The organism is Pedobacter sp. 22163 (genome assembly GCF_052045595.1).
GTDB lineage: Bacteria > Bacteroidota > Bacteroidia > Sphingobacteriales > Sphingobacteriaceae > Pedobacter.
The window spans coordinates 184,988-197,391 of record NZ_JBQEPM010000007.1 but is presented as its reverse complement, the minus strand read 5'-3'; the positions used below and the strand labels follow the sequence as shown (position 1 = coordinate 197,391).

Below are 12,404 nucleotides of genomic sequence, written 5' to 3'. Positions count from 1 at the left end.
GGAAGATGAAACGGTTAAAATTACTTGCTTTGTTCTTGTTTTCGGCTTTAGCCCTGCAGGTTTCTGCACAGCAGAAAAAATATGTAATGGTGATTCACGGTGGTGCCGGCACCATTCTCAAAAAGAACATGAGTCCCGAAAAAGAGGCTGCTTATATCGCTGCCTTAACAAAAGCACTAAATGCAGGTTATGCAGAAATTAAAGCAGGTAAATCGAGCCTCGATGCCGTTGAAGCAACCATTCATGTTTTAGAAAACGATCCACATTTTAATGCTGGCAAAGGTGCTGTTTTTACACATGATGGCAGAAATGAGCTCGACGCAGCAATAATGGATGGAAAAACCTTAATGGCGGGATCCGTTGCTGGAGTAACTACCATAAAAAATCCAATTTCTGCAGCAAGAGCCGTGATGGAAAAATCAGAACATGTAATGATGGTTGGCGCAGGTGCCGATCAGTTTGCAAAAGAGGTCGGATTGGAAATCGTTAATCCTAAATATTTCTGGACCAAGGAACGTTGGGATGGCTTACAACAGGCCATTAAAGAAGATTCTACCAAAGCAGTGTTAGATCATGGAAGTAAAAAATCGGAATTATTTGGTATTAAAAATCACGATTATAAATTTGGTACAGTGGGCTGCGTGGCTTTAGATCAGGCTGGAAACCTGGCAGCGGGAACTTCAACCGGTGGTATGACGAACAAAAAATACGGACGTGTGGGCGATGCACCAATTATAGGGGCAGGGACCTATTGCAATAATGAAACAGCAGGAATTTCCTGTACAGGTTGGGGCGAGTTTTATATCCGCAATGTGGTAGCCAAAACGATTTCCGATTTAATGGAATATAAGGGCTTATCTGTTGCAGAGGCATCAAAAATTGCTTTAGATAAAGTAGGCAAAATGGGTGGCGACGGTGGTTTGATTGCTTTAGATAAAAAAGGAAATATGACTATGCCCTTTAATACCGAGGGTATGTATAGAGGTGCAATTACTGCCGACGGTAAAATTGAGGTCAGTATTTATAAATAAAATTATTTTAAGCTTACTGTCTGTTCAATATTCAATAGCAAGCCAAAACACCTAAAAAAATAAAGATGACATTTATAGAATTTGTAAAAAAAGTATTCTCCAATTTAACCTTTCAGGTTATCATAGCCATCATCATAGGAATTAATGTTGGGATTTTCTTCCCCGGTTTTGCGCCTACAGCTAAATTAATCAGTCAGGGTTTTATCAACCTGATTAGCATGTTAATTGCACCAATTATATTCTTTACCATTGTTTTAGGTATTGCTCACATGGGCGATATGAAAAAAGTAGGCAGAGTAGGAGGCAAAGCATTATTATATTTCGAAATTGTAAGCACAGTGGCTATTGCAATTGGTTTAGTGGTGGCCAATGTTTTAAAGCCAGGTGCCGGAATGATAACTAAGGCTAGCGATGCTACAAAAATTGTTGGTTATGCCGAGCAAGCTAAAGATATGAACTGGGCAGAATTCTTTCTGCATATTATCCCGCATAATGTGATTGCCGCTTTTGCTGAGGGAAATATTTTACAGATTTTGCTGTTTGCCATTCTTTTTGGTTATGGTTTAAATAAATTAGGAGGAGAAGGAACAAGCGTTTTAAATGCCTTCGATAAAATATCGAAAGTACTCTTCAAAATCATGAAGGTAATTATGCGTTTAGCGCCAATTGGGGCTTTCGGCGGGATGGCTTTTAGCATCGGTACCCATGGTTTGGAAAGTATAGTGGGCATGGCCAAACTAATGGGCTCGGTTTATTTAACCTGCTTCTTGTTTATTTTTATTGTTTTAAATGGAATTTGCAGGTACTATAACTTTAGCTTATGGGCTTACCTGAAGTATATCCGACAGGAAATTTTAATTGTACTGGGTACTTCTTCCTCCGAATCGGCCCTGCCAAGCATGATGCAGAAAATGGAAGCCATTGGTTGCGATAAATCAGTTGTTGGTTTGGTTATCCCTACAGGCTATTCTTTTAATCTTGATGGAACGGCGATTTACCTGGCCATGGCCGTTATATTTCTTTGTCAGGTTTTTCATGTCGACTTATCCTTGGGTCAGCAGATTACGGTTTTGGGCGTACTCATGGTTACTTCTAAAGGTGCAGCTGGGGTAACAGGAAGCGGTTTTATCGTTTTGGTATCAACCTTAACAGCTCTGAAAATTATGCCGATAGAACATATCTCCATATTAATTGGTGTAGACCGTTTTATGAGCGAAGCAAGGGCTATAACCAATGTAATCGGAAACGGAGTGGCTACTATTGTGATTGCTAAAAGTGAAAAGCAATTTGATGAAGCAAAGTATCAGAAAGCAATTCAGCCTGCAATGATAGAAAAAGCAGAGGAGGTGTAGTTTGGCATTTTCAGTTGTGGGTTTCAGTTCTGGGTGCAGATAATTTAGCCACGGAAAATTTCTTGTATTTATGTTATAGTAAATCTTTGTTTTTATAGCACATGTAAAAGCCTTCTACCCTCAATCTTCACACCTTCAACCTTTTTTATGTACCTTTGTGCTAGAAACATGCACACAGCTTGTTTAATTAATCCACAGCACATTGGCTCAAGAAGAACAAAATAACCGCAAGGAAAAAAGCGAGTTACACCCACGCAACAAACACCGTTCGCGTTACAATTTCAAACAACTTATTGCAACCTCAAAAGAATTAAAACGTTTCGTTTTTAAAAACGAACATAATGATGATTCTATCGATTTTGCAGATCAAAGTGCCGTTAAAGCACTTAATAGGGCATTGTTGAAATATTTTTATAACATTTCACAATGGGACATTCCTCAGGATTTTCTTTGTCCGCCTATTCCTGGCCGGGCTGATTATATTCACTATGTTGCCGATCTATTAGGGTCAAGCAATAAAGGTAAAAATCCTAAAGGGGCTAATATTAATGTATTGGATATTGGTGTAGGCGCAAACTGTATTTACCCCATCATTGGTCACCAGGAATATAGCTGGAGTTTCGTAGGTTCTGAGATCGATCCACTTTCGGTCGATTCTGCAAAACGCATTATCGAAGCCAATAAGCCATTACAAGGGGCAGTGGAAATCCGTCAGCAATCTTCAAAAATGGGTATTTTTAGAGGCATTGTTGGTGGCAAAGAAAGGTTCGATGCTGTGGTTTGTAACCCGCCGTTTCATGCTTCTTTAAAAGAAGCCGAGCAGGGTACCCGCCAAAAATGGCGTAATCTGGGTGGAAATGAAAAGGAAGTAAAACACGTATTAAACTTTGGTGGTAACAAGGCAGAGCTTTGGTGTCCGGGTGGTGAACGTGCTTTTGTAGAGCAAATGATTATCCAGAGTGAGCAGATTAAAAATCAGGTTTTATGGTTTACCTCATTGGTATCAAAAAGTGCCAACTTAAAAAGTATCTACAGCGCATTGGTTAAAGCAAATGCTTTTGAGGTAACCACCGTTCAAATGAGCCAGGGACAAAAAATAAGCCGTTTCGTAGCATGGACCTTTCATGACGAAGCTGCACAGGCTGAATGGGTAAAATCCTGGAAAACGGAACCAAAACCAAAGGTAGAAAAGCCTAAGTCTGAAGCCAAAAATCTTTAGGGTGAATTTTATATAGTATATTTTATCTGTTCGTCACCCTGAATTTATTTCAGGGTCTATTTTGATTAGAATAGCATTTAAGATTCTGAAATAAATTCAGAATGACGAATTACGAGAGATAAGTAAAGCAAAGCCGGATTAACGATTAAAGTTGGCCCGGCTTTTCGTTTTTAGGATTATGATGCGGGAAAAGCCAAGCTACATTCTGCGTTTATCATCTAAAATTAGCGGGAATAAATACGTTTGAATGGTTTCCACAGATTACACGGATGCTCGCAGATTTTGCAACTAGAACCGTCAACCGAGAACTGTAAACTGTTTACTAATTAACTGGTCTTTGCCTCGAAAATATACCCGGCAAAAGCAGTTACTGCCATGGCAACCGTTCCCCAGAAACAAATCCGTAATATCCCTTTAATCATACTAGAACCTCCTGCCTTCGCTGCAACTGCACCTGATAAGGCCAGGAACACAATAGCAAACCCGTATTGATAAAACACCATCGACTTTATCGGAGCAAGAAAAGCAACTAAAAAAGGTAAAATACCGCCAGTAATAAAGGAGGCTCCAGATGCAAAAGCAGCTTGAAGCGGTTTGGGTTGTGTAATTTCGTTAATACCCAGTTCATCTCTGGCATGTGTGCCTAAGGCATCTTTCTCGGTCAATTTTATGGCTACCTGCATGGCCAAATCTTCATCAAGCCCCTGCGCAACATATATCTTAGCGAGTTCTTTTAGCTCCAATTCGGGCATAGTTTCGAGTTCTATTTTCTCGCGTGCAAGATCTGCTTTTTCAATGTCGGACTGAGAACTTACCGAAACATATTCTCCTGCTGCCATAGATAATGCTCCAGCAACCAGCCCTGCTAGTGCCGCCAATACAATCGGACTTCTGGTATCACTCGCTGCGGCAATACCAATAACTAAACTGGCTGTAGAAATAATGCCGTCGTTGGCACCAAGCACTGCTGCCCTTAACCAGCCCGTTCTATTGGTATAATGTTTTTCTAATTCCATTTTTGGTGATGTGTTCTCTATTTCTTGTCAGTCTGAGCGGAGTCGAAGACCCTCATCTGCCGAAAATCATCATTTCTTTTCGTAAACAATCAGAATAGTCAAATCATTACCGGCATTTGGGGCAATACCATGCGAACTACCTGGACGGGTTAAAATGGCATCACCAGGTTTAACCGCAAAAGTTTTTCCGTTCATCTGCATGGTTCCGTTTCCGCTGAGTACGTAATAAATCTCATCTTCTTTTTGCAAATGATAGCCTATAGCAGAGCCTGATTTTAAAATTCTTTTTCGGAATGCTGTTTTAAGATTTTTGGCCCCACTAAAAAAGTTAAAGCCGATGGTTTTACCCCCGCCGTTATGCGTACCGGGTTCTTCTTTGGCCACTTCAATATCATTTTGGAGGATGTATTTACTGGTATCAGTACTTTGTGCGCTGGCCTTAACTGAAATAAAGGTTGCAACAAAAATGGTTACGATTGGGATTAGTTTCTTGATCATATACGTTTTATAATTGGCTTAAAGTTTTGTCAGGTTTTTAAGACTTTCCGCCTTGGCCTTTAGTCTTTCCGCTGGTCTTTAGTCTTTCTACTCAAAAGGTAAATTTAAGCGTTTTGCCTGGATGTTGCCACAAGCACCAGCACTTTGTTACTAAACCTGATGGTAGTGGTCCCGACTTTATCTCTGGAGGAGCGGATAGCAGGAGTGTAGCCCTCCAAAAGCGCTGAACTGCTCATTTACTAATCTTAATGTTGATATTTTGATTTGAAAACGTATGGTTTGCCGTTCTTAGGTGGGGTTCCGTCCTGCCACCCACTGTAGCTCCGATAGAAGACCTGTGAAACAAGCAAGCACACCAAAATATAACATAAACCAGTGCTTAAATCGGAGGCTGCCGTTCCTGTCAGGTTTATAATGAAAGGCTTGCTCCAGACATGTTGCCATAAGCACCAGTACTTTGTTACTAAACCCGATCACAGTGGTTCTGGTTTTCACCAGAAGTAACGGAGAGCGGGAGTGCAGCCCTCCAAAAGCACAGGAATGCTCATTTCCTAATCCTAAATGTTGATATTTTAATTTGAAAACGAACGGTTTGTTTTTGCTTCTGAATAAAGCGTATGACGGGCTACCGCTGCCATAAAGCATTTCCTTACATTTTCCTGAAAAAACGGACTAAATAATATGGTTTTAGATTTGAATTCCAGTTCAATAATATTAGCTTTGCACAAAAAAAATATTGATACATGAGCGTTTTAGTAAATAAAGATTCTAAGGTTATCGTTCAGGGTTTTACCGGAAACGAAGGAACTTACCACGCTGAGCAGATGCTGGCCTATGGTACAAACGTAGTTGGTGGTGTAACGCCTGGCAAAGGTGGGCAATTGCATTTAGATAAGCCTGTTTTTAATACTGTTAAAGATGCCGTTGACAAAACGGGTGCAAATGTATCTATCATTTTTGTGCCACCAGCTTTTGCTGCTGATGCAATTATGGAAGCTGCCGAAGGTGGTATTAAAGTTATTGTTTGTATTACTGAGGGTATCCCAACTAAGGATATGATTCAGGTTAAAGAATATATTGCTGACCGTGATGTTACACTTATCGGCCCTAACTGCCCAGGTGTGATTACTGCTGATGAGGCTAAAATTGGTATCATGCCAGGATTTATCTTCAAAAAAGGTCATGTAGGTGTGGTTTCTAAATCAGGAACTTTAACTTACGAAGCTGTAGATCAGGTTGTTAAGGCTGGTTTAGGTATTACAACGGCTATTGGTATCGGTGGTGACCCAATTATTGGAACACCTACTGTAGAAGCAGTTAAATTATTAATGAACGATCCTGAAACTCATGGTATCATCATGATTGGTGAAATTGGTGGTGGGATGGAAGCAGAAGCTGCCCGCTGGATCAAAGAACACGGTACTAAACCTGTTGTTGGTTTCATCGCTGGCCAAACTGCGCCTCCGGGACGTAGAATGGGGCATGCTGGTGCTATTGTTGGTGGTGCTGATGATACTGCGGCTGCTAAAATGAAAATTATGCGCGAGTGTGGTATCCGTGTAGTAGAAAGCCCTGCTGAAATCGGTGCTGCAATGGCAGAAGAATTAGCAAAATAAGATTTAAAAATCTCTTTATAGAAAAGCGTTTCGATTAATTTCGGGACGCTTTTTTGTTTGGTACTATTTTAACCGCAAAGGATGCAAAGTTTATGTCTAACCACTAAGGCGCAAAGAACACAAAGTTGGGGTGTTACTGCCATCTTTCTTCTTATGCCGTCATTCCCGCGTAGGCCTAATTCGTTTAATCAGTTTTTGTTTTCTTTGGACTGATTGAGCCCTTCGGGTTTGTGTTCAATATATCTTACAACTTTAAATTAGCGTCGATGAACACAAAACCACTGCGTTTTAGGTTTAGCAGTGCTATTTGTCTTTCCAGCAACTTTTTTTTGATTTCCTGGCCTTTGGGATTGATGTCGTTCTCCGGTTAAAGCAATGGGTTATGTGAGGAAGCTAGCAAAATGCCTAAAAATTTACCTCAAAAAGATGTGTCCACACGATAGGCGCAGTCGGAAATCTTGAAATTTTAGGTTTAAACCACCAGCCCTCGTTTCCCTCTCCTCCAGGAGAGGGACATGCAGAAAAAGGAAATAACCTACCAACTTTGTCAGGGTGAGGTAAACACTACCCCATTCTCTTAAACCTGCAAACCAAAACAGAATCCATAGCGTATATTGAGGTATGAAAACGATGTTAAATAAACTATTTTTGGTTTCTGCTGTTGTTTTAATAACAGGTATTTCTGCTTGTGCCCAAAAGCAAGATAAGAAAGCCGTAAAACAATCGAAGGAAACAGAACAAATCATACCAAAAAAGAAAATGAACTGGAATCCATTAACACCCGAAGAAGAAAGAGTAATTGTAAATAAAGGTACAGAATACCCTGGTACAGGTAAATATGAACATACAACGGATAAAGGAACTTATACTTGTAAGCGCTGTAATGCGGCCTTATACCGTTCGGAAAGTAAGTTCGATGCACACTGCGGCTGGCCTGCTTTTGATGATGAAATTAAAGGCGCTGTTAAGCGTATTCCTGATGCTGATGGCTCGCGTACAGAAATTGTTTGTGCCAACTGTGGCGCGCATCTTGGTCACGTATTTTTGGGCGAAGGATTTACCAATAAAGACACCCGTCATTGCGTAAATTCGATCTCAATGAATTTCGTGCCAGATCAAAAATAAGGTGGATGTAGAAGGGTTAGGTAGAGGGCGTGCAGCGATAAGTTGTACGCCTTTTTTAATGCACAAAATCAAGCTGTTTTTCCACAAATTATTGATTATAAACTAAATGCTTATATTTGCAGGCTCGATAAAGAAAATTTTAGCCTATGAAGTATCTGCTGTTATTAAGTTTTTGTTTCCTGTTTTTACAAGGTAAAGCACAAGATTCTGGTTCATCAAACGAACCGGATAGTATCAAAAAAACAGTTCTCGCCACTTATTATCACAGAAAATTCGAAGGCCGCCGCACCACCAGCGGCGCCAAGTACAGGGCAAAAAAGCTAACAGCTGCCCATCGTACACTGCCATTCGGCACCTTGGTTACAGTAACCAATCCAGACAACGGAAAATCAGTAGTTGTGAAGGTAAATGACCGCGGTCCTTTCTCTAAAAGATTGGCTATAGATCTATCTGAACGTGCTGCAAAACAGATCGGTATCTTTCGTAAAGGCATAGCTAAAGTAAGCCTTAGTTATACGGTTGAGTGATACTCCTTTTGGCTCTATTTGGAGCCAATTATACCCCTCAAACTTAAGTTATTAACACTCATTTTGGTTTGCTAAGCCCTTGAAAAGAAACGATTAGCTTTTTTTTCGCTTGAAAATGATATTCGACTGATCATTTTTCCCCAGCAATTGAACAGGGTGTTAACAACTTTGGTTCACAAAAAAGGGCCACCGTATATATATTTGTTATAACAAAGTTCTTTAACTTCTTGCGCTTGAAAACAAATATAAAAGCTTAGTTTTTAGTAATTTATACGTACATCACCTGATTGCAATTTTAAATTTTTCCTAACTAAAAACTCAGTTGTTTGCCAGGCAATAGGGTTAGCACTTTCACAACAGCGTTTTGATAAAAGACATTACAATCATCATATAAAATTGATGGATGCGTGCCTTTGTCGGCTCTGTTAAAAAAATAGAATTAAAAAATATCAGCGTATGGAACAGGAATTATTACTACAAGAAAACAAAGATAGATTTGTGCTTTTGCCGATTAAGTATCCGGCAATTTGGGAAATGTATAAAAAGACCGAAGCTAGTTTTTGGACTGCAGAAGAGATTGATCTTTCTGACGACCAGAAACACTGGGACAATTTAAACGATGGCGAAAGACATTTCATTTCGCACATCCTTGCTTTCTTTTCTGCTAGTGATGGTATTGTGAACGAAAATCTTGCGGTAAACTTCATGAGTGAGGTTCAATTGCCAGAAGCACGTTGTTTTTATGGCTTCCAGATTATGATGGAAAATATCCATGCCGAAACCTACGCCCTGTTAATCGATACTTATATTAAAGATCCCGAAGAAAAAGACCGTTTGTTCCATGCTATTGATACCGTACCTGCGGTAAAAAGAAAAGCAGAATGGGCTTTACGCTGGATCGAAAACGGAACTTTTGCCGAACGTTTAGTGGCATTTGCTGCGGTTGAAGGTATTTTCTTCAGCGGAAGTTTCTGCTCTATTTTCTGGTTAAAGAAACGTGGTTTAATGCCGGGATTAACTTTCAGTAACGAACTGATCTCGAGAGACGAGGGTTCACACTGCGAATTTGCTTGTTTACTTTACAGCATGTTAAGCAATAAGTTGAGCGAAGAAGCGGTTCATGGCATTATTAGTGATGCTGTAGAAATTGAAAAAGAATTTATTACTGATGCCTTACCAGTTGCGTTAATTGGTATGAATGCAAAATTAATGAGTCAGTATATTGAGTTTGTAGCCGACAGATGGTTACAGGAGCTGGGTTATAAAAAAATCTACAATGCAACCAATCCATTCGATTTTATGGAAATGATTTCATTGCAGGGTAAAACCAACTTCTTTGAGAAACGTGTTGGCGATTATCAGAAAAGTGGCGTATTAACCTCTGCTGATAATAACAAACAGGCGTTTTCTTTAGATGAAGACTTTTAAGGTGGAAAGCAAAAGGTTTTAATCTCGCTACTTGATACCTGCTACTCGATACTAATAAATAAATATAAAAAATACAAAGTGATGATTAGGTCTTGATACTTGATACTCACGACTTAATAATAAAACTTAAATCTCATAAAATATGTTCGTACTAAAAAGAGATGGCCGCAAAGAAGCGGTGCAATTTGACAAAATCACAGCCCGCATTCAAAAGTTGTGCTATAGTTTAAATTCAGATCTGGTAGACCCAATCGATGTGGCCAAAAAGGTTATCGAAGGTTTATATGATGGTGTAACAACATCTGAGTTGGATAACCTTGCTGCAGAAACTGCTGCCTCGTTAACAACAAAACACCCTGATTACGCTTTGTTGGCATCCCGTATTGCGGTTTCCAACCTACATAAAAACACCACTAAATCATTCTCGGGTACGATGAAAATGTTGTACGAATATTTCGACCCGAAAGCGCAGAAAGATGCTCCTCTTATCGCTGATGATGTTTATGAGATTATAGAAAAAAACAAGGATATTTTAGATAGTTCTATCATTTACGACCGTGATTTCGGTTTCGATTATTTCGGTTTTAAAACGTTAGAAAAATCTTACCTTTTAAAAGTTAACGGTCAGATTGTAGAACGCCCTCAACATTTGTTTATGCGTGTTTCTGTTGGTATCCACAAAGAAGATATCGAGAGTGCAATCAAAACCTATAACTTAATGAGCGAGCGTTGGTTTACACATGCTACACCAACTTTGTTTAACGCAGCTACACCAAAACCTCAAATGTCGTCATGTTTCTTGTTAACCATGCAGGATGATAGCATTGAAGGTATTTACGATACATTAAAGCAAACGGCTAAAATTTCGCAAAGTGCTGGTGGTATTGGGTTAAGCATCCACAACATCCGTGCAACGGGTTCGTATATTGGTGGCACAAACGGTACAAGTAACGGTATTATTCCAATGTTACGTGTATTTAACGATACAGCCCGTTATGTAGATCAGGGTGGAGGTAAACGTAAAGGTGCTTTCGCAATCTATTTAGAACCTTGGCATGCAGATGTTTTCGAATTCTTAGATCTTCGTAAAAACCATGGTAAAGAAGAAATGCGTGCACGTGATTTATTCTATGCCCTTTGGATTAACGATTTGTTTATGCAACGTGTTAAAGATAATGGCGATTGGACATTATTCTGTCCGCACGAAGCACCAGGCTTAGCAGATTGTTTCGGCAAGGAATTCGAAGAATTATACGCTAAATACGAAGCAGAAGGCCGTGGCCGTAAAACCATTAAAGCACAAGAACTTTGGTTTGCTATCTTAGATTCGCAGATTGAAACCGGTACACCTTACATGTTGTTTAAAGATGCAGCGAACAGCAAATCTAACCAACAGAACTTAGGTACCATTAAGAGCTCTAACTTGTGTACCGAAATTATCGAGTACACCTCTAAAGATGAAGTTGCGGTTTGTAACTTAGCATCGTTGGCATTGCCTCGTTTCGTAATCAATGGTGCTTTCGATCACCAAAAATTATACGATGTAACTTATCAGGCTACTTTAAACCTGAACAAAATCATCGATCATAACTATTATCCAGTACCAGAAGCCGAAAACTCAAACATGCGCCATCGTCCCGTTGGTTTAGGTGTACAAGGTTTGGCTGATGCCTTTATCTTATTGCGTTTACCTTTCGAAAGTGATGAGGCTAAACGTTTAAATAAAGATATTTTCGAGACGATTTATTTTGCTTCGATGACGGCTTCGCACGATTTAGCTGTGAAAAATGGTCCTTACCAAACCTTTAAAGGTTCGCCATTATCAAAAGGCAAGTTCCAGTTCGATTTATGGAATGTTACACCTGATAGTGGCCGTTGGGACTGGAATGCATTACGCAAAAAAGTAGTTAAAGATGGTGTGTACAACTCACTATTGGTTGCACCAATGCCAACTGCATCTACTTCTCAGATTTTAGGTAACAACGAATGTTTCGAGCCATATACTTCTAATATTTATACCCGCCGTGTATTAAGTGGAGAGTTTGTAGTGGTAAACAAACACTTATTGAAAGATTTAGTAGCGTTAGGTTTATGGAACAACGATATGAAAAATCAGATCATATTGGCTAACGGTTCAATCCAGGCTATCGATTCAATTCCCGATTATATTAAAGAATTGTATAAAACCGTTTGGGAGATCAAGATGCGTAATATCATCGATATGGCTGCCGATCGTGGTGCATATATTTGCCAATCGCAATCGTTAAACTTGTTCGTAAACGCACCAAATACATCAAAATTAACTTCAATGCACTTCTATGCATGGGAGAAAGGTTTAAAAACCGGTATGTATTACTTGCGTACACAAGCAGCTTCTCAGGCCGTTAAATTTACGGTAGAGAACCAGGGTGGTAAAGCAATTGAAGCGGTTATTCCAGCTGAAATGACACAAGATCAGGTTGCAGAAGAAATCGTTGACGGACCAGTTTGTTCAATGGAAGAAGGCTGTATCAGCTGCTCAGGTTAACCCCTAAATCCCCTAAAGGGGACTTTAAAGAATCTAATAATATCGTAAGGTTTTGGGCAAACGCT

The 12,404-nt window shown here is 39.6% G+C and carries 11 protein-coding genes; 8 read left to right on the top strand and 3 right to left on the bottom strand.

All coding sequences use genetic code 11. From position 1 onward, the window contains the following. Positions 1 to 5 precede the first annotated feature (5 nt). The 3 genes from ACTJKN_RS18930 (at position 6) to rlmF (ending at position 3,602) form a co-directional block, all read left to right on the top strand. Positions 6 to 1,031 carry an isoaspartyl peptidase/L-asparaginase family protein gene (locus ACTJKN_RS18930; RefSeq protein ID WP_440827294.1) on the top strand — a complete coding sequence of 342 codons (1,026 nt, stop codon included), beginning with the start codon at positions 6 to 8 and terminating at the stop codon, positions 1,029 to 1,031. 65 nt (positions 1,032 to 1,096) lie between these two features. Further along, the gene (gene dctA, locus ACTJKN_RS18925; RefSeq protein WP_440827293.1) at positions 1,097 to 2,383 is read left to right on the top strand and encodes a C4-dicarboxylate transporter DctA; all 1,287 of its coding nucleotides are present in this window, start codon (positions 1,097 to 1,099) and stop codon (positions 2,381 to 2,383) included. Positions 2,384 to 2,585: 202 nt separating this feature from the next. Beyond that, a complete protein-coding gene (gene rlmF / locus ACTJKN_RS18920; protein ID WP_440827292.1) occupies positions 2,586 to 3,602 on the top strand; it encodes a 23S rRNA (adenine(1618)-N(6))-methyltransferase RlmF in 1,017 nt (338 codons plus the stop codon). A gap of 326 nt (positions 3,603 to 3,928) precedes the next feature. On the opposite strand, the gene ACTJKN_RS18915 is transcribed toward rlmF, so the two are convergent. The 3 genes from ACTJKN_RS18915 to ACTJKN_RS18905 all read right to left on the bottom strand — a co-directional run bounded on the left by ACTJKN_RS18915 (position 3,929) and on the right by ACTJKN_RS18905 (position 5,352). Continuing rightward, positions 3,929 to 4,618 (bottom strand): VIT1/CCC1 transporter family protein, encoded by a 690-nt coding sequence (locus tag ACTJKN_RS18915; RefSeq protein WP_440827291.1) that lies wholly within the window; start codon positions 4,616 to 4,618, stop codon positions 3,929 to 3,931. Between the two features lie 69 nt (positions 4,619 to 4,687). Further along, positions 4,688 to 5,116, bottom strand: a complete 429-nt coding sequence (locus tag ACTJKN_RS18910) for a cupin domain-containing protein (protein WP_440827290.1) — start codon at positions 5,114 to 5,116, stop codon at positions 4,688 to 4,690. 104 nt (positions 5,117 to 5,220) lie between these two features. Continuing rightward, complete coding sequence (locus tag ACTJKN_RS18905) at positions 5,221 to 5,352, bottom strand: hypothetical protein (RefSeq protein ID WP_440827289.1); 132 nt, start codon at positions 5,350 to 5,352, stop codon at positions 5,221 to 5,223. A gap of 507 nt (positions 5,353 to 5,859) precedes the next feature. On the opposite strand from ACTJKN_RS18905, the gene sucD reads away from it, so the two are divergent. The 5 genes from sucD (at position 5,860) to ACTJKN_RS18880 (ending at position 12,339) form a co-directional block, all read left to right on the top strand. Beyond that, the gene (sucD, locus tag ACTJKN_RS18900) at positions 5,860 to 6,732 is read left to right on the top strand and encodes a succinate--CoA ligase subunit alpha (RefSeq protein WP_029279034.1); all 873 of its coding nucleotides are present in this window, start codon (positions 5,860 to 5,862) and stop codon (positions 6,730 to 6,732) included. A gap of 621 nt (positions 6,733 to 7,353) precedes the next feature. After that, positions 7,354 to 7,857, top strand: coding sequence for a methionine-R-sulfoxide reductase (locus ACTJKN_RS18895; protein WP_215131388.1), 504 nt, complete (start codon positions 7,354 to 7,356; stop codon positions 7,855 to 7,857). 146 nt (positions 7,858 to 8,003) lie between these two features. Beyond that, positions 8,004 to 8,384, top strand: a complete 381-nt coding sequence (locus ACTJKN_RS18890) for a septal ring lytic transglycosylase RlpA family protein (protein WP_440827288.1) — start codon at positions 8,004 to 8,006, stop codon at positions 8,382 to 8,384. Between the two features lie 456 nt (positions 8,385 to 8,840). Next, a complete protein-coding gene (locus tag ACTJKN_RS18885; RefSeq protein WP_025145778.1) occupies positions 8,841 to 9,812 on the top strand; it encodes a ribonucleoside-diphosphate reductase small subunit in 972 nt (323 codons plus the stop codon). A 142-nt stretch (positions 9,813 to 9,954) separates the two neighbouring features. Continuing rightward, the gene (locus ACTJKN_RS18880; protein ID WP_029279029.1) at positions 9,955 to 12,339 is read left to right on the top strand and encodes a ribonucleoside-diphosphate reductase subunit alpha; all 2,385 of its coding nucleotides are present in this window, start codon (positions 9,955 to 9,957) and stop codon (positions 12,337 to 12,339) included. Positions 12,340 to 12,404: the final 65 nt, after the last annotated feature.

Bases quoted from the DNA above. Each gene is read 5' to 3' on its own strand.
- ACTJKN_RS18895 (WP_215131388.1), top strand. From the start codon at position 7,354: ATGAAAACGATGTTAAATAAACTATTTTTGGTTTCTGCTGTTGTTTTA.
- ACTJKN_RS18890 (WP_440827288.1), top strand. From the start codon at position 8,004: ATGAAGTATCTGCTGTTATTAAGTTTTTGTTTCCTGTTTTTACAAGGT.
- sucD (WP_029279034.1), top strand. From the start codon at position 5,860: ATGAGCGTTTTAGTAAATAAAGATTCTAAGGTTATCGTTCAGGGTTTT.
- ACTJKN_RS18915 (WP_440827291.1), bottom strand. From the start codon at position 4,618: ATGGAATTAGAAAAACATTATACCAATAGAACGGGCTGGTTAAGGGCA.
- ACTJKN_RS18905 (WP_440827289.1), bottom strand. From the start codon at position 5,352: ATGAGCAGTTCAGCGCTTTTGGAGGGCTACACTCCTGCTATCCGCTCC.
- ACTJKN_RS18885 (WP_025145778.1), top strand. From the start codon at position 8,841: ATGGAACAGGAATTATTACTACAAGAAAACAAAGATAGATTTGTGCTT.
- ACTJKN_RS18880 (WP_029279029.1), top strand. From the start codon at position 9,955: ATGTTCGTACTAAAAAGAGATGGCCGCAAAGAAGCGGTGCAATTTGAC.
- dctA (WP_440827293.1), top strand. From the start codon at position 1,097: ATGACATTTATAGAATTTGTAAAAAAAGTATTCTCCAATTTAACCTTT.
- ACTJKN_RS18930 (WP_440827294.1), top strand. From the start codon at position 6: ATGAAACGGTTAAAATTACTTGCTTTGTTCTTGTTTTCGGCTTTAGCC.
- ACTJKN_RS18910 (WP_440827290.1), bottom strand. From the start codon at position 5,116: ATGATCAAGAAACTAATCCCAATCGTAACCATTTTTGTTGCAACCTTT.